Source organism: Paenibacillus amylolyticus, assembly GCF_050990605.1.
Taxonomy (GTDB): Bacteria; Bacillota; Bacilli; order Paenibacillales; family Paenibacillaceae; genus Paenibacillus; species Paenibacillus amylolyticus_H.
In genome coordinates this window covers 3,434,420-3,460,675 of sequence record NZ_CP158832.1, presented here as the reverse complement: position 1 = coordinate 3,460,675, position 26,256 = coordinate 3,434,420, and the positions used below count along the sequence as shown (strand labels likewise).

General features: G+C 46.1%; 21 protein-coding genes and 4 pseudogenes. 12 read left to right on the top strand and 13 right to left on the bottom strand.

Features of this window, described 5'->3' with window-relative positions; genetic code table 11:
- Positions 1–10 precede the first annotated feature (10 nt).
- From ABTV53_RS15395 to ABTV53_RS15380, 4 genes are all read left to right on the top strand, one after another.
- Entirely contained in the window at positions 11–1,579 is a 1,569-nt protein-coding gene (locus ABTV53_RS15395; protein WP_433743798.1) for an FAD-dependent monooxygenase, read from the top strand.
- 99 nt (positions 1,580–1,678) lie between these two features.
- Positions 1,679–2,632 carry an ABC transporter ATP-binding protein gene (locus tag ABTV53_RS15390; RefSeq protein WP_433743795.1) on the top strand — a complete coding sequence of 318 codons (954 nt, stop codon included), beginning with the start codon at positions 1,679–1,681 and terminating at the stop codon, positions 2,630–2,632.
- Complete coding sequence (locus tag ABTV53_RS15385; protein ID WP_433743792.1) at positions 2,601–3,308, top strand: ABC transporter permease; 708 nt, start codon at positions 2,601–2,603, stop codon at positions 3,306–3,308. Before ABTV53_RS15390 ends, ABTV53_RS15385 begins: the two co-directional genes overlap by 32 nt.
- A gap of 531 nt (positions 3,309–3,839) precedes the next feature.
- The gene (locus ABTV53_RS15380) at positions 3,840–4,151 is read left to right on the top strand and encodes a hypothetical protein (RefSeq protein ID WP_433743789.1); all 312 of its coding nucleotides are present in this window, start codon (positions 3,840–3,842) and stop codon (positions 4,149–4,151) included.
- A gap of 266 nt (positions 4,152–4,417) precedes the next feature.
- On the opposite strand, the gene ABTV53_RS15375 is transcribed toward ABTV53_RS15380, so the two are convergent.
- Entirely contained in the window at positions 4,418–5,398 is a 981-nt protein-coding gene (locus ABTV53_RS15375; RefSeq protein WP_433743787.1) for a patatin-like phospholipase family protein, read from the bottom strand.
- Positions 5,399–5,776: 378 nt separating this feature from the next.
- Between ABTV53_RS15375 and ABTV53_RS15370 the strand changes: the two genes are divergently transcribed.
- Positions 5,777–6,088 carry an alpha-L-fucosidase gene (locus tag ABTV53_RS15370; protein WP_433743784.1) on the top strand — a complete coding sequence of 104 codons (312 nt, stop codon included), beginning with the start codon at positions 5,777–5,779 and terminating at the stop codon, positions 6,086–6,088.
- Positions 5,988–6,329 (top strand): alpha-L-fucosidase C-terminal domain-containing protein, encoded by a 342-nt coding sequence (locus ABTV53_RS15365; RefSeq protein WP_433754371.1) that lies wholly within the window; start codon positions 5,988–5,990, stop codon positions 6,327–6,329. Before ABTV53_RS15370 ends, ABTV53_RS15365 begins: the two co-directional genes overlap by 101 nt.
- Before the next feature lie 60 nt (positions 6,330–6,389).
- Here ABTV53_RS15365 and ABTV53_RS15360 read toward each other — a convergent pair whose 3' ends face one another.
- The 9 genes and pseudogenes from ABTV53_RS15360 to ABTV53_RS15320 form a co-directional block, all read right to left on the bottom strand.
- Positions 6,390–6,677 carry a hypothetical protein gene (locus ABTV53_RS15360; protein ID WP_433754370.1) on the bottom strand — a complete coding sequence of 96 codons (288 nt, stop codon included), beginning with the start codon at positions 6,675–6,677 and terminating at the stop codon, positions 6,390–6,392.
- A gap of 6 nt (positions 6,678–6,683) precedes the next feature.
- Positions 6,684–7,004: pseudogene (locus ABTV53_RS15355) on the bottom strand (glycoside hydrolase family 2 TIM barrel-domain containing protein); the annotation flags it as partial.
- Positions 6,932–7,939 (bottom strand): glycoside hydrolase family 2 protein, encoded by a 1,008-nt coding sequence (locus ABTV53_RS15350; RefSeq protein ID WP_433743781.1) that lies wholly within the window; start codon positions 7,937–7,939, stop codon positions 6,932–6,934. The pseudogene ABTV53_RS15355 and the gene ABTV53_RS15350, both read right to left, overlap by 73 nt.
- A gap of 314 nt (positions 7,940–8,253) precedes the next feature.
- Positions 8,254–9,060 (bottom strand): annotated as a pseudogene (locus ABTV53_RS15345) (polysaccharide deacetylase family protein).
- A 167-nt stretch (positions 9,061–9,227) separates the two neighbouring features.
- Positions 9,228–9,578 (bottom strand): hypothetical protein, encoded by a 351-nt coding sequence (locus ABTV53_RS15340; RefSeq protein ID WP_433743778.1) that lies wholly within the window; start codon positions 9,576–9,578, stop codon positions 9,228–9,230.
- A 112-nt stretch (positions 9,579–9,690) separates the two neighbouring features.
- A pseudogene (locus tag ABTV53_RS15335) lies at positions 9,691–11,251 on the bottom strand (cellulase family glycosylhydrolase); the annotation flags it as partial.
- Positions 11,252–12,188: 937 nt separating this feature from the next.
- Entirely contained in the window at positions 12,189–13,589 is a 1,401-nt protein-coding gene (locus ABTV53_RS15330) for a serine hydrolase (RefSeq protein ID WP_433743775.1), read from the bottom strand.
- Between the two features lie 64 nt (positions 13,590–13,653).
- Entirely contained in the window at positions 13,654–14,700 is a 1,047-nt protein-coding gene (locus ABTV53_RS15325; protein WP_433743772.1) for a MerR family transcriptional regulator, read from the bottom strand.
- Positions 14,701–15,178: 478 nt separating this feature from the next.
- Complete coding sequence (locus ABTV53_RS15320) at positions 15,179–15,748, bottom strand: TetR/AcrR family transcriptional regulator (protein ID WP_433743769.1); 570 nt, start codon at positions 15,746–15,748, stop codon at positions 15,179–15,181.
- A gap of 155 nt (positions 15,749–15,903) precedes the next feature.
- On the opposite strand from ABTV53_RS15320, the gene ABTV53_RS15315 reads away from it, so the two are divergent.
- Both ABTV53_RS15315 and ABTV53_RS15310 read left to right on the top strand, forming a co-directional pair.
- A complete protein-coding gene (locus ABTV53_RS15315) occupies positions 15,904–16,863 on the top strand; it encodes a carotenoid biosynthesis protein (protein WP_433743766.1) in 960 nt (319 codons plus the stop codon).
- Between the two features lie 25 nt (positions 16,864–16,888).
- Positions 16,889–16,975 (top strand): annotated as a pseudogene (locus ABTV53_RS15310) (putative holin-like toxin); the annotation flags it as partial.
- Between the two features lie 492 nt (positions 16,976–17,467).
- Here ABTV53_RS15310 and ABTV53_RS15305 read toward each other — a convergent pair.
- A complete protein-coding gene (locus ABTV53_RS15305) occupies positions 17,468–19,285 on the bottom strand; it encodes an ABC transporter ATP-binding protein (protein ID WP_433743763.1) in 1,818 nt (605 codons plus the stop codon).
- Positions 19,278–21,014: an ABC transporter ATP-binding protein gene (locus ABTV53_RS15300; protein WP_433743760.1), complete on the bottom strand. Its 1,737-nt coding sequence runs from the start codon at positions 21,012–21,014 to the stop codon at positions 19,278–19,280. The genes ABTV53_RS15305 and ABTV53_RS15300 overlap by 8 nt, the downstream gene beginning before the upstream one ends.
- Before the next feature lie 130 nt (positions 21,015–21,144).
- Between ABTV53_RS15300 and ABTV53_RS15295 the strand changes: the two genes are divergently transcribed.
- Positions 21,145–21,978: a MerR family transcriptional regulator gene (locus ABTV53_RS15295; RefSeq protein ID WP_433743758.1), complete on the top strand. Its 834-nt coding sequence runs from the start codon at positions 21,145–21,147 to the stop codon at positions 21,976–21,978.
- Between the two features lie 335 nt (positions 21,979–22,313).
- Here the strand turns inward: ABTV53_RS15295 and ABTV53_RS15290 are convergent, their stop codons facing one another.
- Positions 22,314–23,267 carry a sugar-binding transcriptional regulator gene (locus ABTV53_RS15290; protein WP_433754230.1) on the bottom strand — a complete coding sequence of 318 codons (954 nt, stop codon included), beginning with the start codon at positions 23,265–23,267 and terminating at the stop codon, positions 22,314–22,316.
- A 234-nt stretch (positions 23,268–23,501) separates the two neighbouring features.
- Between ABTV53_RS15290 and ABTV53_RS15285 the strand changes: the two genes are divergently transcribed.
- The 3 genes from ABTV53_RS15285 to ABTV53_RS15275 all read left to right on the top strand — a co-directional run bounded on the left by ABTV53_RS15285 (position 23,502) and on the right by ABTV53_RS15275 (position 26,247).
- Entirely contained in the window at positions 23,502–24,236 is a 735-nt protein-coding gene (locus ABTV53_RS15285; RefSeq protein ID WP_433743756.1) for an MBL fold metallo-hydrolase, read from the top strand.
- A 27-nt stretch (positions 24,237–24,263) separates the two neighbouring features.
- Positions 24,264–25,124: a Cof-type HAD-IIB family hydrolase gene (locus ABTV53_RS15280; protein WP_433743754.1), complete on the top strand. Its 861-nt coding sequence runs from the start codon at positions 24,264–24,266 to the stop codon at positions 25,122–25,124.
- A gap of 127 nt (positions 25,125–25,251) precedes the next feature.
- The gene (locus tag ABTV53_RS15275; RefSeq protein ID WP_433754228.1) at positions 25,252–26,247 is read left to right on the top strand and encodes an ABC transporter substrate-binding protein; all 996 of its coding nucleotides are present in this window, start codon (positions 25,252–25,254) and stop codon (positions 26,245–26,247) included.
- The last annotated feature ends 9 nt before the right edge of the window (positions 26,248–26,256 follow it).

The following is a 26,256-nucleotide window of genomic DNA, read 5'->3' as shown; positions in this document are numbered from 1 at the left end:
GATTTTATCCATGAAAACCGTGCAGTCTTTTGTTGATGTTCTCATTGTCGGAGCTGGACCAACAGGGCTTACACTTGCCTGCGACCTTGCCCGTCGAAACGTAGACCATCGTATTATTGAACGAAGCACCTTGTATAATGTGGCCTCTCGCGCCAAAGCAATCCAGCCCCGCTCGCTTGAGGTTGTTGATGATTTGGAAGCCGTTCACTACATTATTGACACAGGTGTTGTGGATTTGCCTGTTCGTTACTATACCGCAGATGGCAGGAGTGTGGACAAGCCGGCTATTACCGTTGCGGTCAGCGCCGAACTTGAAACACCTTATCGTGATCCGGTCTGGATTGCTCAATTTGATGTTGAAAAAGCATTGCGCGACCGATATGCAGTGCTTGGCGGTCAAGTTGGGTTGGGCATGGAAGCTGTAGGGCTTGTTCAGGATGTGGATGGTGTAACGGTAACCGTGAATTCACCACAAGGAGAAGAGCAAATTCGCGCTCGTTATGTCGTCGGCGCTGACGGGGGCAAAAGCAATATCCGCAAGTTTATTCACTTACCGCTGGTTGGGGAAACACACGATCATGAGCGATGGTATCTTGGCGATGTACGATTAGAAGGGTTAGATCGTGACCATATCCATATCTGGACATCTTCGGAAGGGATGGTCGGGGTGACACCGCTGCCGAAATCCGATATTTGGCAACTGCAGGCTACAATTCCGGCAGACATTGAAGAACCAGAGCAGCCATCGCTAGAGGCGTATCAAGCCATGTTAGACCGTCGGGCCGGGGCCGGACGTGTTCGGCTCACGGATGCTTCCTGGCTGTCCATCTACCGGGTCAACGTTCGCATGGTTGAATGTTACCGCAACGGCCGGGTCTTCCTTGTCGGCGATGCTGCTCATGTTCATTCGCCGGCCGGTGGTCAAGGCATGAATACGGGGATGCAGGACGCGTACAACCTCGGCTGGAAGCTGGCGACTGTCTTACGCGGAGCGGACACCGCCTTACTCGACACGTACAATGAGGAGCGCCGCCCAGTGGCTCAAGCCGTGCTTGAGGACAGCACGAAGAAGATGGGAGGTGTCATAGGAACGGCGACTGAAGGCGGAGGGTTGTCCCAATCTTTGAGCACCATATCCGACGATTTGACGAGTGGGCTTCTCATTTCCTATCGGTCAAGTTCTATTACCCGCCCGTCTGCTCGAACGAATGTTACCCGTTCATTGCCCGGGGATCGTGCTCCTAATGCCGAGGGTCTGCAAGGTACAGGGTTTGCAGGAAGTGTATTTGACCTGTTGCGCGGCCCACACTGGACTCTTTTGGCTTTTGTAAACCGCACAGATCATCTTTCTTTGGAGAACTTCACCTACGACGAACTCCATGTGCATTATATCCTGCCATCGAACGTGGAGGGGGCGGAAGGCATAATAGACACAGCAGGGAATGCCTATCGAATTTACGATGTAGCAAGTAAAGAACTCGTATTGATTCGTCCCGACGGTTACATCGCACTGCGTACCTCCATTGATGATACCGCATCAATTTCGAATTACTTGAATTCCATTTATCGCGAAAACTGATTTGGAAAAGCCGACGGCGATCTTTTACAACATTTCAAGTGACCGCTGGCACTATTAAGGAACTGAGTTTAAATTGACGATACAGGAAGGATTGGTTCTATGGAAGAAATTATTCGAACCGTTAACCTGACAAAGCTATACGGGAATAAAGTCACTGTAGATCGCGTTTCGATTTCCGTTAAGAAAGGAGAAATCTATGGATTCCTGGGTTTGAATGGCGCAGGGAAAACCACAACCATTCGAGCTCTTCTCGGAATGAGTAAACCTTCTTCCGGAGAAGTGTATTTGTTTGGTCAGCGCTGGGCGAATGGGAATCCCGATTTGTCAAGACGAGTAGGTTATATGGTGGAAGTTCCTTATGCCTACCCTAACTTTACGGTTAGGGAAAACTTGAGTTTGATAGCCAGGTTGCGAGGATTACCGGTTCCGAAGGCAATTGACGAAATTATGGAGCAATTGAATCTGACCCAATATGTGGATAGTAAGGTAAGAGATTTGTCACTTGGTAACGCGCAGAAACTTGGATTGGCCAAAGCGTTAATTCATAAGCCGGACGTTCTGATTCTTGATGAGCCAACGAATGCACTTGACCCAGCCGGAATTGTCGAGATAAGGGAGATGCTGAAAGCTCTGGCTTCTCAACAAGGGGTTACCGTGTTTATATCGAGCCATATCCTTGAAGAAATGTCCAAAATGGCTTCTCGAATCGGCATTATTCACAAAGGCGTATTGCTTGAAGAACTGACCACAAAAGACTTTGAAACCATCCGCCGAAAGCAGTTGATGATCGGTACGAAGGATGCTCAGAAGGCTCGAGCTATTCTTTCAGACTCCGGGTATGCGGTACATTCGACTTCGAATAACTGCCTTGCACTACCGGATGATCATGCCGTGAAGCATCCCGAACATATTGCGAAATTGCTTGCTCAGCATGAAGTACCACTCACGATGCTTAACATTGAAGAAGAGAATTTGGAACATTATTTTCTCAAAGTGATCAGAGCCCAGGAGGGAAAACGGAATGAGACCATTGCTGACAGCCTGTGGCGTTGAAGTTTACAAATTGCGTCGATCCTTTGTTTTATGGGGCACGCTTCTGTTTATATTGTTTGTCATCACGTTGTTCTTGGGACAGCCCGATTGGCCTTCTTTTTTTGAACGGACTGCGTTTTTGTATGCATCCGTGTTTGGGCTGCTGGGGTTTGGATTGGTAACAAGCTGGACATTTGGCCGTGAGTATTCTGATCGGACGCTCAAGGATTTGCTCGTTTTGCCTGTATCGCGTGGTAAAATTGCGATTGCCAAATATGTCGCAATTATATTTTGGTGTTTTATAATGATGTTGATCAGCTTTGCTTATGCCTTAGTACTTGGTTTTGCTATTGGACTTCCTGGCTTTTCGTTTGCGATTGTACAACATTATTTGTTCCTAATACTTATCATTGGTGCTCTCCACCTGTTATTAAGTGCACCTCTTGCCCTATTGGCCTGTATATCGCGTGGTTATCTGGTGCCGATCGGCTTTGCATTTACAACTTTAATGTTGGCATTGGTGTTCGGGCCTACCGCCATTGGAGCTTATCTGCCTTGGTCTGTACCTGCTTTGCATTTGCAGGAAAGCGGAGTCGCTTTATTTCCCTTGTTGGGTACTAGTTATTTATTGGTTTTCTTAATCGGACTCCTGGGTCTCATTGGAACGGTTAAATGGTTACAAAATAGAGAGCAGTAATTGCCAGCCTCTTCATTTTTGCAAAGAACAAGCTTTTGATGCAGGAACTTTCGTCTTACCTACTTTTCTTTTAATCAGCTCGCTAACTAATTGTTCAGTTGCCCAACTAATATTACCTGCACCCTTTTGCATTCGCATCCTTCAATATATATCTGAGCTCTGTAGCATTGGAAGGCTCAACCATATGGTTGATAGGTCCTCCCTCCATTCATCTTCAGCGTTAGCTAAAAGGATATAGAAACAGCGGCATTTTAGGACACAAAATCCTAGAATGCCGCTGTACGTTCCCCGTTAGTATATCAATGCATCAACTATGCAGTACAGAGGAGTTAATTTACAATGAGAACTGGGCAAATTGATAGCTGTGAACCTTATGGCTGACATTAATCAAGATAACTTAAGTTGGTTTGTTTCGTGCTATTTCAACGGTTGCATCGAGGATTTTGTTCGTTATTTCATCTTGATCAATGGCCACCGATTTCTTGCTGCTCCTATACCAACTAAAAGAGTAAGACCGAAGCCCCAAGCAGAATGGAAGCTACCCAGGTTGAGGTGATAAGCGAGTTCGGCTACATTGAAGAGTATCGTCCCCATTACAAACCTGAATATGATCTGATCCATATGTTATCTTATTACTATGTTTGCAACATTCATGAACAGCTTGGAGAAGCCCAACTCGAAGATTATGAGATAAATAATGGCATGTCTGCCGTTTGGATCGACATACATCAGGCCATTATGCATAATCGACAGGTAATATTGAATAAAGAGGTTTCCATGGGTTTTTCGATTGAAAGAGAGACGATTGTTTTGGAGCTTATTGCATCCGAATTAATCTTTTAGATTAGAATATAAAAGGGCAATTTAATCAGTAAGGCACGCAACTATTGCATAAACAGGCACAAGAGTTGGGGGCCTATTATTCAACTAACCGCCCATTAGTTTAATGTAATAATGCTGTGAATTTCAGTTAGATATCCATCTAATCGGTAAAAGGCATTTTATTAGGATGGCTTAAGCCTTAGCAATCCACACACGTACTATAAAATATCATGACCACCCATTCACCGAGTGGTCATGAAGGTTTCTTTATGCTGGGAAAATCATAGTTATTGGTAAATTTTATGTCCCTCCTGCTGTTCTGCAAAGTAAAGTTCCATCGGTGTGATTGCATGATTTTGTCTGAATTTATTCTTGTACGTTTCAAAATCCCAACTTTCCAGAAATTTCGTTGCTGTAACATGTCCTGATGACAGTAAGAAACGCTGGTCTTCTTCCGTCAAATTGAACTTCGTCGTTGTTACTTTTCCAGTAGGAATAAACATCGTTCGTTCTTCCGTATGTTCATCTACATGTCTTTGATCATGGGCCTGTAACATCGTTTTGAATATTCCTTTGAGTAAAGAAACCGGACCGTTGATATCCATAGATTGGGCATACGTACGCTTTTCTGACAGCCGGAAGCCAAAGGTCGGCCACTGTGGAATCCCCTCCACATCAAAGAGCCAGATTGGAAAGTTACTGAGCATGCCTCCATCCAGCATATAATAGGGTTTCTTCTGTAATGGCGTATGCCATAGATAAGGTTTAAAAAAGAAAGGCAGTGTTGTGCTCATTCGCACCGCTGCAGCAATTGGAAATTCAGATGCTTTCAGTCCGTAATGAGGCAAATCATTAGGAAAAACGACGATCTTACCATTACTTATATTCGAGGCGATAATGGAAAGCTTTCCTTCTGGAAGATCTCCAAACGTTACAATGTTCTTACGTTTCAGCCAATCTGTCATCACTTGCTCTAGAATGTGATTGCTATAGATTCCAGAGTCAAATATGAATGGAAGGGTCTTGTTAAACAGAGGCAACCTGCTTATTCCTGTCCGTCCGAGCAGCTTCGTATAATCTAGCGAGCTCATCAAATTCCGAATTTCAGCACTGTTGTAACCGCAGGCTAACAATGTCGCAACAATCGCTCCAGCTGAAGTCCCTGCAATTTTGTTCCAAGTATAGCCTCTAGCCTCCATCACCTCTATGGCTCCCACAAAAGCAATTCCCTTGACCCCCCCGCCTTCAAAGACTGCATCTGCCTTCACCTGAATTTCCTCCTTACAAAATGAAATATTTCCTGGTTATTATTAGCTTTGTAAATTAAACTATTCACGTTGAGGATATGTTTGTTATGCTAGCTTCCCCCTTCAATCGGTTAACCCTGTTATAACTGTCATAAGCAAGATCAATACCGTTAACGTTTAACATATGGTCATATAAGGTAGCGTGCAGCAGGGTATTACCAAACCGCCATATTAACTCGTTCATTAGATCCAAACTGTCGTCCTCATCACATTGCTTACGGAACTGAAGAACCGAACATCTCGAAAGCACCTCTTTGTTCTATCCAGTAATTTATCTCGACATCTCCTCTTATTGAGATATGAAAGGACATTCGAGGATAGGCTTTTAAGGAGCAGGATGTGTACCGTATCGGGATCCTCGACATTGAGCGCAGCCAGGAGTCTGACATCAAGCTTGAGCCGTGGCAGACCGATACTTGTGTCGGGGATTGGTTCTACCATGTAAAAACTGAATATAAGAAACCAGGGCACGTCATCGAGATTCTGATCGATATCATCGCCAAGAACGGCAACCTGCTCCTCAATATTCCGCAGAAGAGGGACGGTACGATTGATGACGAATGCAAGTGTATCCTGCATGAGATGGCCAGATGGATACGGGTTTGCGAGGAAGGCGTATACGGCACAAGGCCTTTCCCGCGTCGTCATTGACCATTTCACGGAGGATAGGGTAGCTTGGAATGCCAGCGACTTCCGTTTCACACAAAAGGGAAATACGCTGTATGCTTTCCAAATGCGGTGGCCGGAGGATCATCGTGCCGTCATTCGTTCCTTGACTCCGGCAGATCAAGTGAAGTCTGTCCGGCTGCTTGGAGCGGGCGAAGTTCCATTCGAAAGGCAGCGCTTCATTCCGGCTTCCATCGTACCTTTTTCGTCCTTTAATGTACGGTAATGCCATCTCCAAACGTGAAAGAACCCTGGATCACTCCAAGGTTCCTTGCCTTTCGTGTGATTACCTTCCTGCAAAATATTCCTTCACAACGGAATAAGCCAGTTTCGGTCTCCGGTACCGGTCGACGATTCCCTTGCTGTTCTGCGTTCCCGCGCGGGTCAATAGCCACCCCGTCCCTTCCGTTACCCTGCAATCGCAAAATTGCCAGATCAGCATGCCGGACAAGAACGGGACGGACGTATAAGCCTCCAAATTGCGCTCGATGATATCGGCATGACGCTCCTCCGTTCCTTTCACCCGGCTCGGGTCTCGATAATCGTAATAGCCGTCTCCCCCGAATTCACTCATGATCATTGGCTTCCCGAGTCCGCCGGCCCCATCTGCCCATAGTCTCGCCTGCTTGACCAGCTCCAGCGGATCCTCGTCTCCGTACCAGAGCGGATACAAGTTGAACGAGACGATATCCGCAAGATCGAAGCAAATCTCGCGTTCGCGGTGATGCGAAGCAAAGCTTAGCGGCCTCGACGAATCCATTGCCCGGATTTGCTCGAACTGCGTCCGGTACATCTCCCGGCCTTCTGGCGTATCGCTTGCGCATTCATTCAGAATAGCCCAGATGATGATGCTCGGATGGTGAAATGGTTTTCCACCATCTCCCGGTTGCAATCCTCGCATTGCTTGGCGAACAAGGGATGCTTCATCTGCTCCAGACTTAGGCCGCGCGCATGATTTTCTTCCCATACGAACAAGCCTCGCTCATCGCACAAATCAAGAAACCGTTCGTCGTTCGGATAGTGGCTTGTCCGTACGGTATTGGCCCCCATGTCCAGCATCAATTCCAAGTCGTGCACCATAAGTGGATAAGGGATGGCGGCTCCTACCAGCGCATGATCCTCATGCCGGTTGAAGCCCTTCAGAACAACATCCTCGCCGTTAACCTGAATGCGGGCGTCCTCCGTTGTCACCGTGCGAAATCCGACTCGCTCGATCAAATCATCCACGGGTGCATCTTGCCCTTCAACATATAGAAGCGCCTGCAGCATATAAAGCGTTGGATCACCAGCCGACCAAGGGTTAACGTCCGGGAACGATTCCGTGATAGAAAAATCGACGGTTTCACCAGGCTGTAAACTGATCTCGCTTGCGTCGATGTTCCTACCCGCCAGACTGAGCTTCAGCTTTGCGGAGCGGGCTTGTTTTCCGATATTCCTTACATAGAGACTAATCGCGCCCTGCCAGCCTTTTGCGGAACGAATCGGCGTAAAAGCGATACGTTCAATGAACAGCTCTTCTCGCAGCAGCTCGATCGCCGCAGGACGGATCAAGCCGCCATACGTATAATAATCGTTCGGAACATGAAGCGCGGACGGTTCGCCGAACGAATTGTTCACAATCACCGCAATCTCATGCGTTCCCGGCTCGACATCCGGAATAACGACAACAAACGGCGTGTACGCATTATAATGTCGCCCTGCCAGAACTCCGTCAAAGAAGACGTTTGCCGTATGACTCACGCCTTTGAATACAAGCCGAACGGCGCCTTTCCTCGATATTTCTACGATGCGTCGGTATACGCCTTTCCCTTGATAGGTCGCAAACCGCGGATGCATCTCTCAACACCCGGGTACGGGCATCCGGTATTCGTAGCAGGATGGCAACTCCTCAACCCCATTAATCGGTTGAAAATCCCAATCTCCTTCCAGCTCTTGCACATCGCGGATTTCATTTGTTCTAAACAATCGCAGCAATGGATTTCCCTCCAAACTCTTGATCTAATTCGATAATTTCAACCGCATAATGATAGTGCACCGGTTGGTTAATGGTCACTAGGCAAATCAGTATAACTTTAATCAGCAATGGCAGTTGGTTCCGATCATTATAGAAAACGGTCTTGCCGATCGGCTTTACGAAGTATTACTTGCTATCACAGCCTTTTCGTTTCACCTGCCGCAATACGGACGGCTTCGCCGTCTGCGCTAATCCAAACCTCAAGGGCATTCGGATTATGAACTATGCTTCGATCAACCGAGAAACGGAGCGCTTTGAGCGCATTTTAATAGGAAACGATGTCCGTCATCGACGCTTTCCAGATCGAGTCCTCGACGCCGAGCAATTCGCCTGCCCTGTCCACCAGCTCCCAGTTATCATCGTTGTCGAATTCGTAGCTGTGGCCCCAAATGAATAATAACTCCATGCGGCTAAACCAGCTACTAGAAGCCAGCAACTGTTCGATTTTCTCCAACATGTCCTTGTGGTGACAGGTCGGATGCCATCTCAGCGGATCATCCGGCATGTGGAAGCCGCCGTGACTCTGGACGGTTCGGGCATATTCGATGCCGAGCGTCGGCAACGCACGCACAACGCGGTCGTTGTAGGTGCCGAACGGATAACTCATCCCGCGTACAGGGTATCCCGCAATCGCCTCCAAATTTCGGCGGTCCGCGATCAGCTCCTCCGCAATCTGGTCGTCCGGGGACTGTTCCAGGAATGGATGCGTGACGGTATGGGCAGAAATCTCGTGGCCGCGAAATAAGTCCGTCGCTTCTTCGGCACTGATGTATCCTTCCTGGCCGAATTTACCAGAATTTAGATGGAAGGTTCCTTTAAGGCCATATTGGTTAAATGCCTCCACCAGCCTCCTGTCTTGTTCTCGGCCATCATCGAAACTAAGTACGACCGCCTTGCTAAGCCCTCCGGGAAACCGGTCGAATCGAATGCTCACGTTTCCCATTATGACTCCTCCTCGAGTAAGCACTGCATGACAACGATAATATCATACGACTACTAGTAGACCTTGATTTAATAGACATGAATTAGCATGATATAGACATTACATCTGAAATACTTCCGAACCATTACGGTCGGAGGTAAACCATTCACCCATTCCTAAAGAAGTGTTTATTTCTCTCCTTGATCATGGGGAACCGTAACGGTTGCGGATGCTTCTGAAACATTCCCTGCTTGATCTATTGCTCTAAAAGTAATCGTATAGATTAAAGGTTTCTCACCCTTTGCTTTTTTGGCCAACAGCTTGAATTCCGTATCAAATGTGCCGAAGTCGGCTCCTTGTACCATGGATTCGTAACGGTCGACGGCTGCGCTCGGCGTAATGGACAGCAACTCCACCTTAGACAGCGCATCTTCCATTTCAACCCTCGCTGTTACTTTAACCAGCTTGTTGTTGGCCGGCCACAAGGTTTTCTTATTTAGACGAATATTCAGGGCAGGAGCAGCCGTATCTATGATCAAGCTTCTGTACGCCCATTCCGACCAAGCGCCCCGATTATCTATCGCACGAACCCTGATTGACCAATTTCCGTCCGCCAATTCATTCAAAGTGTATGAACCAGATGCGCCCGCCTGTTCGCCGCTGTCCACATCCACCGTCTTGAAGCCGTTTCTGGACATAGATTGTTTTATACGTTTTGCCTGTCGCTTCTTTGCCGAAACCGACGGATACCGCCTCATCAACGCCCGCTAGCTTCTTAAAGCTCGCTCCCGAGTCCGTCGATCGGAATAGTCCTTCCGCGCTGGCAAGCCAAATATCGCCTTCGGCCGTAGGAGCAGCCTTGAACTTGCCATTCAGATTTTTCGTCAGACCGGAAGCCGCCGAAGCCGTGAAGGTTGCGCAGCCATCCGTGCTGACATAGAACTTCCCATCATGGAATCCGTAGAATTTGTCCGGATTGACACGGTCCGAAGAGACAACGGAGCCTTGCGGGATGCCTTTCGAGGCTGTCCACGTCTTGCCAAGGTCGGTAGAGTAGCTTACCGGCCGGACGCCGTTGCCATCCGGAGCCCATACGATCGTATCACCGTTTGCGCTGACCGCGACCCATTCTCCGCTCGTATTGTCACCGTCCTCCGCCTGCCAAGCATTGGCCGCTGGCGTCCAGGTGACGCCGTTGTCTGTCGATACGCCCATCCGCGCTTCCAGGTTCGATGCATGGCCGACGCGTACGATCAAGTTTGGATTCGTCTCCGCGTAGTCCAGATCGGTGCTCGATACGATATATGGATTGGTGATCATGCGTGGCGCCGTATTCAGGTCTTCATGACGGAACCCCCCGATATCGCCCATCGAACTGATCAACGGCGCCCCGGATGGTGGACTGATCAAGCCCAGAATTGCGGTCTCTTCAATCCCCTCTGCCATGACGGAGATCCGGATCTTCTCGTCCTTGTCGAAATCGGTCATGTTCTCGGAGCCGTACAGCGTTGCCCCGGTACCGTACATAATCCGGTCAGAGTTAAACGGATCAATCTCCATGTCACCGATCATCCAGCCAAGAGATGGCGAGGTTACCGGATCGGTCTCCGGATCGCGCTGAACGCCCCAGTCAAGCCATGGCGCGATTGAATAATCGATCGTATACCGATTGTCGCGTTTCGGATGCACAGTAAACTGCCACAGATTCTTCCATGTTTGCCCGCCGTCTGTACTACGGAATATCGATTGTTCCGGCCACCATATGTTCATTGAGGCTACCATCAGTGTATCGGGATCCTGCGGGTCAACGGCGAGACCGCCGTACGGCTTGCTTGTATTACCGACTCCGTCCGGGCTGATGTCCGCCCACTTGCCCGTATTTGTATTCAGCTTCCATACCGCGCCGGTGCCCGCTTCGTACGGACCAATGGACGAGTTGTACGTTACCGTAAAGCATTCCGTTGGAACCCAGCGTTCCATGGTGGGGCAGGAAGCCCTGCTTCGGCTGGTCCGCTACCGGCTCCCAGGTCGCTCCGCCGTCGACCGACTTATAAATGCTCGTCTGCGTGTCCGCCAAGCCGACATAAATCGTCTGAGTCGCATGGCCCGTTGAGCCCGTCGAAGGATCAAAGGTCATCCATACAGGGCCGACATTGCCGCCGTAGCTATCATTCACGTTGCCGACCGAAGTGAAGCTGTTCACCTTTTTCCAGATTGGTATCAGGCGTATTGAAGACAGAGCCATTCGGACCTTTAGGGAATGGAATAAATCCGAAATCGAAATCCTTCATATCGTTCTTTAAGCCAGTAGCCTCATACACTCCGCTATAATACAGCAACGTGTTGCCTTGACGGAAAAATTGGCCTCCACTAGCACTATATAGACAAATCAAATCGAGAACTATGTTCAGGTTAATACTGTAGTTTCATTACTGTCGGCTCTCTTTTACGCTCGCTTCCACTAATCCAATGATGAATAGTTACCATGATTGTATTTTAGCTATGATCATTTGATATTTCTGTTACCAGATCACCTTGAAGATTACTGACAGGTGCAGGTACAACGAGATTTGTAACCTTTAATCAAAGCTTCAAGGCATATAAGCTCTGATGCCATATTCCCTTTTGATTGAGTGGAAATCCTTGCGATATGGATTTTGATAAGACCCGTTAGTTTAATGAATTTACGGACTAAATAACGGATTAGATATTCACCTAATCGGCAATGGGATCAAGTTCTTATCCCGAGAAAAGGACAAGAATTTGATCCCATAAAACAGAAAATCCGCGCTGGGCGCGGGCTCTAATGGCACTATGTTCTTGTACAACGACAAAAAGCACTCCTCCGATTCCGATACTCTCAATCAACGATATTACTGATACCTGCGTTTTATAAACAGATCCTGAGGTGATTTTAATATTATGCCCTTGTTAAATTCAACTATCCTGCCCGTTCGTTGAACAGAAACAGCTGTTCACATTGACCAGCTGCTTTTGGTTTTCATTGAGCTATCGTTTCCCGATAGCTCAATGAACGAACCTAGCGAGTTAGTCTTTTGGGATGTACTCAAGTGTTTTACTTCGTTTAATCGCTCGTTATTATACTTCTATTAAGGTTATATATCGCATTTTTTGGAATTTGATGCAGTCTACAATTCGTCTCTCCGATCAATATCCATCCGTTCAGCCACTTCCGGCTCATCTTCTGTATACCAGGCCAGTCGTAATCTTTTGCCATCTTCATCGATGAGAAACTCAAGCTCCGTTGCTGTCTGTTCTTCAAAATAACGTGTTGTTGTTAATGGCAGCAACGATAAAACCATCCCATTACTCAGCTTCATATACAGCTTATCCCGTTCTATATATATTTCTACTTCATGGGAATCTCCCGTATCGTTGGTAAACCTGTACTTCCCAAGCTGGGCCTCAACGTTTTTCGATTCTAGCGGAATGACTTTCTTAATCTCCAGAGGGCTGGGTACATCGTATGCTTCTCCCGCCATAATCTGTTCGATACTCTTCACCAATTGTTGCGTGTAAGCATGATCGCGCTCACCATTTTGCAGCATGATCAGCGTGAAATCTCGATCTATATATCGTTTGAACCATGTAGAGTATCCAGGCCAACCTCCTGTGTGGTGCACGATGCTCCCCAACCGATCGTCATGCTCGACCAGCCACCCCATCCCATAATGGAAGATCTCACCATTATTCATCGACACTGGCGCAAACATCTGCTGACGAAGCGTTGAACTGACGAACTCATCATCATACAAAGCCCGATCCAGTCGTAATAAATCACCGACTGTACTGTTAACCATCCCGTCCCCTTGTAAGCCATCTAAATATCTAACATAATTCAGTTCAGGTACGTCATCAGGCAGTACATATCCGCCATGTCCAATTCGGTACACGTATCCCCAGGCGTAGTCCTCTGGTACAAGGCCTGGCTCCACCCGCCGATTATACACTTTCGTTCGCGCCATCCCGAGCGGCTGAAAGATCTGCTCATCCAAAAAGTCCCCATAACGCTGACCGGTAATTCTCTCGATCAGGATGGCCAACAAAATATAGCCCGTATTGCTATACATCCAGCTCTCGTTGGGGGCAAAAAGTGGATCGGGCTGATGCTTAATCAGCATATGCAATACATCCTTATTACGAGCATAATGTGCAGGATCCCACAAGGTTGCAAATAACTCCATGTAATCGGGCAAACCCGAGGTATGGCTTAACAAATGCCGTATCGTGATCCCTGGGTATGGGAGTTCGGGTATCCAGTTAGCGATGGGATCATCCCAGTGCAATTTCGCCAGTTGATGCAAACGGACAATACCTAGAGCCGTAATTGGTTTGGATACAGAGGCCAGCTCAAACATGGAGTCCGTCGTCAAATGGCGTGCGCTACCGACATTGTATTCGGCTGTCCCTATCGCTTCACATAACAATTTTTCCCCTTGAACAGCTACAAGAACCACGCCGTTGAAACTCTCCTGCTGTTTGACTTCTTCGAATAATGCGTGAATTTGTTGTTCCATCTTTTTTTCCACTCTGTTTCACCTCAGACTGTAATAAGTTTGCGTTTTCCAGATAAAATGCACCGAAAAATTTCCATTATGCCATTGAACAACCGTCAGATGTACATTCATTGCTTTTCAGTTTCAGTTTCCCTTGTTCAATCAACCTGTATTTAGAAAAATAATGTTCCAATGCCTTTTCCAGCCAGTCGCATTCTCTTTCATTGAATGGCATCTCCACTAAATGATCAAGTTCGTTATAATGTTCTTCATCCAGCTTCATGAAACTGTCAATTGCCTTCTGGTCAATATAAGTCATAACCCAGCCCACATATCCACCAATCACGGTCTCGGCTTCATGGGAATCACTTGGACCTTCTGATAACCGTTTGACATCTCGAAAGAAACGTATCGTTTCAGAGTCCATTTTCTTTACAGCCTCCGCTGACCGATCAAACAGAGTTTGTTCCGTAAACTCGGATAAATGGTTCGCCACCCACTCACGTTGTAAATCTTCCAGATTCATATTGCGTATTAGACTGAAAAGCAGTGAATGTTCCAAGTGATCCTCAGCCTGAACGATTGCAGTCATACGACCTATCAGTTCAAGAGATTCTTCTATCTTACCAAGCTTTACTTTGAGTTCATGCTGTTGCATTTTTAACATCTCAACCAGAGTTTGATCATACTTAGGGAGTTTGAGTAGTTCATCGATTTGGGTTAGAGTAAAGCCAAGCGACTTCAAAGTTAATATTTTTTGTAGCTCCACCATGTCCTCGGTATTATATACTCGATGCCCGCTTTCCTGTCTTGGAGGTTTTATAAGCCCCCTTTCTTCATAATAATGCAGTGTTCTTACCGGGATGCCTGTCAGTTTAGAAAATTCACCAATGAAATACGTTTCCTTCATTTGACTGCCTCCGTTCATCCCCATTCTAATACCTACAGGTACTGTAGACGCAAGATTTAACGAACAAAACATTTGAGAGACAAATTCATCGTTAAATGATTTAGCTAGAAACAAAATGGTTGTCAGATAATCTTTGAGTTCTACCTTAAGCTTGCATGTCCAATTGCATGAGCCAGCAAACCTTGTCATTGTTGATAACAATTCCCCTTGCAGAAGATGAAAACTTGAAGCCATTCGTTTCACACCCAACTTTTATGGTATATATCAATTCGACCTTCTGTTCAGCTAACCTGTCCGTTAGTTGAACAAAAGCAGCTAATCCCGTTGGTCAGCTGCCTTTTCGGCTTTTATAGAGATATGGTTTCAAAAAGGCTTATTCAGACTTTCTGAATGGAACAATGTTTTGTCCCTTGACAACTACGCTCGGTGTACATTGAAATCGGTTGGCGTACCTTCATTTTTCAGTGAAACAATGGTCGGATATATTAATGCACCCGCGATCGTAAGCGCAACGTTTTATAACGATCATGCATATTGTCGATCCACTCATAGGATACCTCGTCCGCTTGCAGGTATGTTTTAATGGCACCAACATCCAGATGCAAGGAGCAATTATTGACACGAGTAATTTTAGCTACACCTTGCCGGCGTGAGTTTCAACTCTCATACTGTGTAGAAGCTGCCGGGCTTTTTGGTGAGAAGCGGGGAAATCCTACAATTCTTCAGAATAAAAAGCTTTAGATACGGATTCCGTAGCTTTATCAATAAAAGCTGCAATTTTACTGGGGCTTTCCTTCAGACCACTACTCACCCACTTTTTAATAATAGCTATACTGCCATGAGCGGTGAACGTATACCAGGACTCAAATAATTGTGGATCAAAATATTTTAATTCCGTCTTCCATCGTTCAATAGTTAAATCGTGACTGATATAAAGGACTCGTTCTAATAATTCTTTATCGCCATGCTCTGAGAACAGAACCTCACATATCGTTTTATTCGCTTTTATATACTTACATAATTCATATGATAGCGTTTGAGGGTTTGAAGAACTCATCCCAACTTGCTTAATGTCTTCGTAAAGATCATTTTCAATCGTTGAAAGAAGCTCAAACTGATTAGCATAGTGTGTATAAAAGGTGTTGCGATTAATCCCTGCTTCTCTGCAAATGTCGGTCACTGTAACTTTATTGATTGACCGTTCTGTCAAAAGCTTCAAAAGGCTTTCTTTTATAACCATTTTTGTATATCTCACTCTGTGATCTGTTTTTTTGTCTGCCATAATATCCTCCCAATTTAAAATAATGAACAAATCTAAGGTGGTTTGTATGATAACTAACATATCTCAATCGAACAGCCTGTTGTTTAAGTAACACAGTGAAATTATAATTTATTTGAACGTTCAATTCTATTTTTAAACTTAAATGGAGGTAAAATATGGGTGATATAACTGTAGTGCCTGTATGGATAATTCAAGATATTATAGTCTTAATTGCTGCTGTTCTAATAGTTTTCTATATCCTTGATAAGGAAACACATCCCAAAACGGTTCTACTGCAGTTTATAGGTTTTGTGTTTTTTTACGCAGCCGTTTTTGAAATTACTGCTTCATCGCTTGGGGAAGGTTTTTACGCCTATGGGCGGAGTATTTTAATGTTATTTAATATACCGATTACTGTCCCTATTATTGAGTTTCTGATCATTTATTCAACTTTGCGTGTTCTAAAGTCTGTCAATATACCGTCCTGGACTAAACCATTTATTACGGGATTGAGCGCTATGGTTTTTGACTTTTCATTGGACCCGGTGGCTGTTAAACAGATATTTCAGACTACAGATGGACTCATGGCAAGATGGACTTATTATCCGCTAGCCGGTGAACCTCAAATCTATGGGGAACCTGTGATGAATTTTACAGGATGGATTTATATAGCGGGATATTGGACCATCTTTATTCTAATTGGTGAATGGTGGCATAAAAAGAAAGGCTACAGTAAATCAATTGGTTATATCTATCCGTTTCTGGCAGCCATTCTGTCATTAGCGTGTATGTTCTCACCTTTATCTAACTTCTTTAATTATATGGGGCCATTCTTCGAAAGAACCTCTAATATGCAATGGGTGATGTTGATTACACTTTCTGTAATTACAATCGGAATTTTAGCATTAGCTTTTATAAAGTTTTGGGACCGGAAGGTTAATTATTCAATCACTCCCAAAAAAGATTTTCCTATCATGTTTACTTTCGTGGGGTTCCCCCTAGTCAATACTATACTTTGCATTATAGGAGGTTACACGGAAGTATTGTGGCTGGTCGGTCTGGCTCAGATCTTATTATTGCTAGGCTGGATTGGAATTTACCTTATGGGTAAAAAAGCAAGTCCAATCACGATATAACCATAAACCCAAGCATTGAGGCAAAGACACACTTTCATTACTATTACTTTTCGGCATTTTTATTTTGGTGCTTCTTGCTTACATGAAAAGAAATAGACCGCCCCCCCCCTAAGGTAACAGTCTATTCCGACCACCACCTAGCGGCCAACTGCTCTTTTAATGTACACTGGAGTCGTGTTACAGCACGGCTCCTTACTTATTTTTACCTCTGTATAACAGATACTATAACGGTTTTTAGAATTATCTCTTTTCGATTATTTTAATTGGATTCATTGTTTACATAGGTCATATCATCAACTCTTCGTCTATTGGATATTCCCATAGTCCCAGTTTTTCCTTCGCTGGTGGGACAAGAACTTGGTTCCTTAAATAAAAAAGCCGCTAAAATAGCGACTTTAATGGGAATATGTTTTTGTCCCTCGACAATAATTAATTACTGAGGATCTAAGCTGGATATAAATCGTTTTGGAAAAAGGAACCGGAATTCTCTTCCCCATTGCCTCGTTTTCACTTATTATTTTCACTCGTCAGCATCTCATCCTCTTTATCCTTGCATTGATGTTTTGATGAATTTGATGCGTTGTATGAATCTTGAATGTTTCCGTTAATCCCACTCAAAAGCGCCTGTATACAATTGATAATACGTACCTTTCGCCGCTAGCAGCTGTTTGTGGTCACCACGTTCCTTGATGTGGCCATGTTCCATGACCATAATGGCATCGGAATTCCGCACAGTGGATAAACGGTGTGCAATGACAAATACCGTTCGACCCTGCATCAGATTATCCATGCCCTTCTGAACCAGCGCTTCGGTACGTGTATCGATGGATGAAGTGGCTTCATCCAGAATCATGACGGGCGGATTGGCAATCGCTGTTCTGGCAATCGCCAGAAGTTGACTCTGCCCCTGTGACAGTCCATTGCCGTTGCCATCTAGCCGGGTCTCATACCCGTCAGGCAAACGTTCAATAAAACTCGCCGCATACGACAGCTTCGCAGCCTCGATCACCTCATCGTCACTGGCCTCCAGCCTTCCGTATCGAATATTCTCAGCTACCGTACCTGAGAACAGATGGGTATCCTGCAGTACAATTCCCAGAGAACGCCGCAAATCGGCTTTTCGAATACGCTGAATGTTAATGCCGTCATAGATGATCTCGCCTTCTGTAATATCGTAGAAACGATTGAGCAGGTTGGCTACGGTAGTCTTGCCCGCACCCGTTGCACCTACGAACGCAAGTTTCTGTCCGGGCATGGCATATAACGTAATGTTCTGAAGTACTTGTTTCTTTCCGTCATACGTAAAACGGACATCCTTAAACTCCACTTTGCCTTTCAGAACAACACTTGTTCCTTCCTCCAGTTTCCAGACCCATCCGGCCTGATCCTTGTTTTTCTCCAAGGTCACAAGGCCCTCATCTGCTTCCGGCTGTTCATCCATCATGTTAAATATCCGCTGAGCCCCCGCAAGAGCTACGACAAACATGCTAATCTGCGAGGAAATTTCGGCAATGGGCATCGTAAAATTACGAGATAAACTCAGAAAAGCTGCGATAATTCCCAGACTCAGACCGGTGTTCCAACCCGAGATTGACATAGCTCCGCCTGCAATGGCCACAAGCACGTAGATTAATGTGGCCAGATTCGCATTGATTGGCATAAGGATATTCGAATATTTGTTAGCTGTAGCTGAGTCGTCAAATAATCCATCATTCAAGCGGGCAAATTGTTCCATCGCTTTTCGCTCGCGACCGAATACCTGCACCACTTTCTGCCCATGAATAATCTCCTCGATATATCCATCCACCACACCGATCGATTCCTGCTGCCTGAAGAAGTGCTGGGTAGCCTTAGTACCCACGACTTTGGTAATCCAGAGCATGGCAAGTGCCCCTAGCACAACCACGATCGTTAATGGCACATCCAGATACAGCATCGTACCAAGAACGACCACAACCGTCACGGCAGTGGACAACAGCTGTGGCAATCCATCCGTCAACATCATATTCAGCGTATCCACGTCGTTCGTGTAATGACTCATAATATCCCCGTGCGCTTTACGGTCAAAATATTTAATCGGCAACTTCTGCATATGTTCGAATAAGCGGTCACGAATCCTCTTCATAATCTGCTGTGACACGGTAATCATCAGCCGTTTCGAGACAAACGTACTGATGACTCCAGCAGCGTAGATTACAGCCAGAATGATTAATGCCTGTAACAAGGCATCAAATACTGGATTCTGATTCCCGAGCAAAGGCGTAATAAAGTCATCGATCAGCAATCGCAGAAAGGCAGCTGAAGCGACAGAGACGGCGGAACTAACCAGAACCAGGATCAGCGCCAATGCCGTTCTGAATTTGTAATAGTTAAAGTAGGCTAGCAGACGTTTTATCGTCTGCCCATAATTCATGTTATCCATCCAGTGCTTCACCGCCTTTCGTCTGTGTATAATAAGCTTCTTGATAAATTGTATTCCGGCCCAGCAGTTCCTGATGGGTTCCGATATCTACCATCTTGCCTTCATCCAGCACGAGAATCTGATCCGCATCTTCAACAGATGCAATACGCTGGGCAATAATAATTTTGGTTGTATCCGGTATGTTTTCTTTGAAAACGTTGCGGATTAACGCGTCGGTCCGTGTATCTACCGCGCTGGTGGAATCGTCCAGAATCAGAATCTTCGGTTTTTTGAGCAAAGCTCTAGCAATACATAGTCTCTGCTTCTGACCTCCCGAAACGTTCGTACCACCTTGCGCCAAATGAGTATCATATCCATCCGGAAACGTGGAAATAAACGCATGTGCCTGCGCCGCTTTGCACGCTTCAATCAATTCTTCATCGGTCGCATTTTCATTGCCCCAACGCAGGTTCTCCTTAATCGTGCCTTCAAACAGGACGTTTTTTTGCAATACCATCGCGACCTGGCTGCGAAGCAAACTTAGATCGTATTCCTTCACATTGACGCCACTAACAAGCACTTCGCCCTCACTGGCATCATACAAACGTGGAATCAGTTGCACCATGGTGGATTTTGCACTGCCCGCAGCTCCAATAATGCCAATCGTCTGTCCCGAAGCTATTCGCAGATTGATACCAGACAGGGCATAATTCTCGGCTTTGCCTGAGTAACGGAAGGACACATTGCGGAATTCGATTTCCCCGTTATGCAGCTCTGTAACGGGTGACTCCGGACTGGCAATGTCCGGCTGTTCACTTAACAGGTCATTAATCCGTCCCGCCGAAGCACGAGCAATGGCAACCATAATGACAACAATGCCCAGCGTCATCAAACTCATTAGAATTTGCATGGAATACGCGAATACACTTGTAAGCTCCCCGGTAGTCATGGTCCCACCCACAACCAGTTTGGCTCCAATCCATGAGATCATCAGCATCACCGCATACAATACAATTTGCATCAGTGGAAGTTCATACGACAGAATGCGTTCTGCCTTAGCCATCTGTGCAAATATTCGCTGGGATACGGCCTGAAACTTGGATACCTCTCGCTCTTCACGTACATACGATTTCACGACCCGAATGCCGCGTACATTTTCCTGCACAACTTTGTTCAGATCATCATAACTGCCAAAGGCGCGCTCAAAAATCGGAAAAGAATACTTCATGATGAGCATCATGCCAATCGCCAGCACGGGTATAACAATCATGAACCATGTTGCGATAGCCGGGCTGATGCGATACGTCATAATCGTTGCAAAAATCATCATCACCGGACTGCGAAAGGCAATCCGGATAATCATCAGAAATGCATTTTGAACATGCGTAATATCCGTAGTCAGCCTAGTGACGATACCTGAGGTTGAGAATTTATCCATATTGGAATACGACAGCTGCTGCACATGACGGAACAGATCGTAACGCAAATTTTTACCGAACCCCGACATGGCAATCGCAGAATGCTTACCTGCCAGCGCTCCAAAGACCAGAGACACCAGGGCAAACAACACCAGAATCAAGCCGTACTTGGTCACCTGGTTCATCTGGCCCCCCGTAATCCCTTGGTCGATCAATTCAGCCATAAACAGCGGAATAATGACTTCCATGGCCACTTCACCAAGTAAAAACAAAGGCGTCAGCCACGTATCCTTTTTATATTCGCGTACACTTTGCAGTAATTTCCTGACCATAAGCATTCTCCTCATCTAAAATTAACACTCTGATCTGCGATCTAAAGGTAGATCGGCGGTCAGAACAGCTGTATTATAAACTGTATAGTAACTATACAGTCAATCCATTATTTTCGACCTGGAGGTACTTATGCATCCCAATGAAATGTTGTCCATTAGCGCTTTTTCCAAGCTGTCCGAGGTTTCGCGCAAAACCCTCATTTACTACGACCGCATTGGTCTGTTCAAGCCTGCCTATGTTGCGGATAACGGTTATCGCTATTACAGCCACAGCCAGTTTGAAACGATTGGCGTTATTCATATTTTCAAAGAGCTGGGCATGTCCCTCGAAGAAATTCAGCAGCATCTCGGTGAGCGTTCTCCGGAAACCACCCTTCAACTGTTGCGCAAACAGGAGGAAAATCTGCAGCTGCAGATTGCTAAACTGACTCAGGCGAAACAAATGATTATTCAGCGTGCGGAAAATATAGAGCAATCCATGCACCTGGACACCAGCCAAATGCATGTCATCTGGCAACCTGAAACCCCTTTGTTGCTGAGCCGCCGCATCTACTCATCCAAACAGGAGTTTCCTGAGGAACTTTGGGAGGATTTTCAAGTGCGTTTGAACAAGGAACATGCACCGCTCGGTTATCCCAGCGGCGTCATCATTCCCAAAGCTGATCTACTGCGGAAGGATGGAGACATGATCTCCCATATGTACAGCTATATGACTACGCAGCATCATGAACAGGGGTATATGCCGGAGGGATTCTATCTGGTGTCTTATGCTAGAGCTGACTATGGAGATACCAAAAGGTTTTTTCCAAAAATCTTTGATTATATCGAGAAGAAACAGTACGTCATTAAGGGTGATGCTTACGAGGATTACATGCAGGATGAGCTCGTGCTGCAGCATGCGGAGGATTATCTGGTTCGGGTTATGGTACATATTGAGGAGCCGGTAGATGGTTACTGCCCTTAGTTAAATGAATTGATGGGCAAGATGAAGATTAGATGTAAGCCTAACTGGCAAATGGTACTTAATGGAGTTTTAAGGGTGGTTGGTCGGATTAGTTGGTGGATAGCCCTTGCTCTTGAGGCGCAGGAAAGCCCGCAGCGATATAAATGACACAATGTTCTTGTCCATTTCGGCAATGGTACAGTGTTCTTGTCCCGCGACATCCCACGTAAAGACGGTCCCAATCCATCTATGGTTACATGGAGCGGGACCGTACCTATTTTGTGCTTTGAGATTGTTTAGACAACTCAAAATAAATATTATTTATTCTACTTTCTGCTTCTTTTGTCATTATTCTATTAGCTATTTGGAACAAGTTGACCGTCCAGGATACGTCTGGCCGTCGATTCATCCGTTATAAGCATATTAATGTACTTGCCGTGTAAGGAAGCCAGTATGCACTCAATTTTGTGCAGACCAAAGGCCATCCCAACGACTGTCTTTGCCTTTTTCAACTGCTCAAGTCCAAGTCCAATGACTTTACGGTTAATAGAATGATTCGCGATGGATCCGTCTCGTGCGATAAACACGGAGTTAATATCTGCAACCGCATTCATCGCTTTAAGTTCAGATAACGCTTGCTCATTGAGGTATCCTGAACGTTCCATGGTGGACATCGAAAATGGATTGCCGATGCCGACCAGTGCTAAATCGATTTGTTCCGCCTCTCGCAGAACCGCTGCAATGTTAGCCATGCCCACAATCTGTTCACGCAGTTCTTCGGTCTCTACCACAGCAGGGGCATATAAACTCTCGCATGAGACTCCCATTTTCTTGGATAGCTCATATGCAATCTGATTGGAGTGCATTTCATTGCGATAATTCCCCGTTCCACCAACAAGCGGAATGATTTTGACGTTTTCCTTTTTCTCTAACGGAAATTCTCTAACCATCTGATACAACGTGTTACCCCAGGAAACGCCTACACGATCCCCGTTTTTGATCAGGCGCTGCACAAATTGGGCAGCCGCTCTTCCAACTGCACTTGACACCAGTTCCTTGTTTAGATCTTTGGTTGGAACCACCAGAACTTGCTTCAGATGAAAAGCTTGCTCAAGCTCTTTTTCCAGGTTTGAAATTTCACGATCGTCATCATGAATTACAATTTCAATGATGCCTTCGTCCTTAGCCCGCTGCAACATTTTGGAGATGACCGGCCGAGATACGCCCAGTTTCTCCGCAATCTTCTCTTGAGTCCACGACTCGTAATAATACATCTTACATACCCTGACTAAATTTTTACGCTCTTCCATATTCACATACAAGTCCGCCTTTTACTTTATAGTGCGTACACATGTCCCAATATAAAATGGCGTCACGTCCGAGTCAAGCGAGGGACATCTTTCCAAATCGTTTTTACACAAGTTTGACATTCGTTTGACATCCGAGTAATAAAGCATCCTTACAATGAGAACTGTTCAGAACATTTGTAACAACACAGAACATTTGTAATTGACTGCAGATCAAGACAGACCGAGGTGCAAACGATGAATGTAAAGATACTGGGTTATTGGGGGGGCTATCCTGCAGCAGGCGGGGCAACAGCGGGATATCTGGTAACCACCGACGAAGGACAAATTTTATTGGATTGTGGCAGCGGCGTGATGAGCAAGCTTCCATCCGAAACCAGGGTAGAAGCCTTATCCGGCGTGATTCTGTCTCACTTGCATTATGATCACATGGCAGACCTTGGCGTTCTTCAATATGCGGCAGCAGGTGCCATTCGCAACGGTCGCATGAAAGAGAAACTGAAGCTCTACGCGCCGGATGATCCTGCCGACATGATGCACGGCTTATACAGCGAACATACCAAAGTGATTCCGATCGACCCTTCCACTAAAGTTCGGCTTGCAGGAGCGGACATTGAATTTGTGCATGTGGAACATACAATTACTTGTTACGCAATCAAGATCTCTTACAAAGGTAAGGTGCTGGTATATTCGGGTGATACCTCCTACTGTAATGCTTTGATCGAGCTCGCCCGTGACGCAGATATTTTCCTGTGCGAAGCAACGATCTGCGAGGGAAGCGTGCACACCACTGGCAAAGGACACATGAATGCAATGCAGGCAGGGATGATTGCTGGACAAGCCAATGTGAAGCAGCTCGTACTCGTGCATCTACCCGGCGACGGTAATCTGGAGTTCATGCGTGATGAAGCAAGTCGGACCTTCCACGGACCGGTAGACATCCCTGAGCCACTGCGCATGTATACCCTATGATCCATCGAACAGGAAGGAATGGTTAAGTTGCATAGATTGCTTGCTCTTGATTTGGATGGAACCATGTTAAATCCGAATAAAGTCATTACGTCTGAAACGCGAGTCTCCATTCAGCAATTAATGGCGGATGAAGTAGCTGTCACCATCGCATCCGGGCGGTTTCCGGCTTCGGTATGGCTGCATGCGAAGGAAATTCCATTGAATTTCACCCTGGTAGCACTGAATGGCGCAGTGACCGTTGATGCAGAAACCGGACAAATGATTGAAGGATTTCCGCTGGAAACAGCATCGCTTTTATACATGCTGGATGTGATTGAGGAAGAAGGCGTCTACGTTCATTTCTATGGCTACAATGTCCTATATGTACGGCAAATCAATGATACGAATCGGAACTGGGCATTGAATAATGTTGTTGTGCGACCGGAACTGCCATGGACGGAAGATTATTATAAAGATCAAACCGAGCTGATCCGGTTGGTTGAAGTCGGTTCCGATTTCAGAACGTTTGTAAACAGCATGCCTGGCATGATCTACAAAGCAGCCGTCATTTGCACAGACCTTGCCGCGCGCGAACGGATATATAAGCGGCTTGAAGCATCGGGGATGTTCCAATGCACGAAGACAGGCAGCTTGCGATTTGATGTAAACGCGGTCGGAATCAGCAAGCGCGATGCACTTGAGCGTCTGTGCAGGAAGCAAGGTATTGATCGACAAGAGGTAGCTGTAGCAGGAGATTATGACAATGATCTGGACATGCTGCAGTGGGCTGGATTGGGTATTGCAATGGGTAATGCTGAGCCCCATGTCAAAGCGATCGCAAACGTCATTACAGGTACGAACGAACAGGATGGCGTAGCTATGGCGATCCGCAATTATCTACTTAAATAGTCATTTCAATCGCCTTGGTTGCACTTCATAAATCAACTTAAATATAAGAGGCCATAAGTGGCTTATAAAGGAGAGAACTTTCGTGATTCCATTCAAAAAATCGTTACTTTTGCCCATTCTGGCAGGCATGATCGTATTTAGCGGTTGCTCTACACAAGGACAAGGTGATTCAGAAACGAACAATGTCAACGCCGGATCAAGTACAGTATCAGGGAAGTTGTCCTTCTATACCTCTCAGCCTGAAGAGGATGCTACGAAGCTAATCTCCGCTTTTAACGATCAATATCCGGACGTCGATGTCAGCGTCTTCCGCTCCGGGACAGAAGAAGTCACCGCTAAAATTCAAGCCGAACGCCAGGCTGGCAAAACACAAGCTGACGTCTTGCTGCTCGCCGACGCGGTGACCTTTGAAAACCTGAAGCAAGAAGACCTTCTGCTCTCATATAAATCTCCAGAATTAAGCCAAATCCCTGCCGATCTAGTTGATCCTGACGGCATGTATGCGGGAACCAAGGTCATGGCTACTGTACTCGCGACCAACACGCAAAAAGTGGCCTCGCCACCGACGTCGTGGAATGTACTGACTGCGGCAGACAGCAAAGACGCATCAATTATGCCAAGCCCACTCTATTCCGGTGCAGCGGCGTACAACATTGGCGTATTCAGCCGCACCGATGGATTTGGTTGGGATTTTCTGCAGCAAACCAAGGATAATGGCATTTCCGTTATCAAAGGAAACGGCGCTGTTATGAAAGCTGTAGCCAGTGGTGAAAAATCATACGGTGTTGTTGTGGATTACCTCGTCGCACGAGAAAAGGCCAAAGGCTCCCCGGTTGAGTTGACCTATCCAGAAGAAGGCGTGCCGATCATCACTGAGCCGGTTGGAATCATGAAAAATGCCGCCAACGTACCCGCTGCCGAAGCCTTTGTAGACTTCCTCTTATCGGAAGAAGGACAACAATTGTCGGCTGAGATTGGTTATTCCCCGATCCGGGAAGGTATCGCTCCTCCTGAGGGACTCAAGAGCGTCTCCGAAATGAAGATTTTATCTGGTGACCCAGTTAAACTTGCTGCTGATCGTGAAGCGGACAAACAACAATTCATTCAAGTATTCGGCGAGTAATGATTGGAG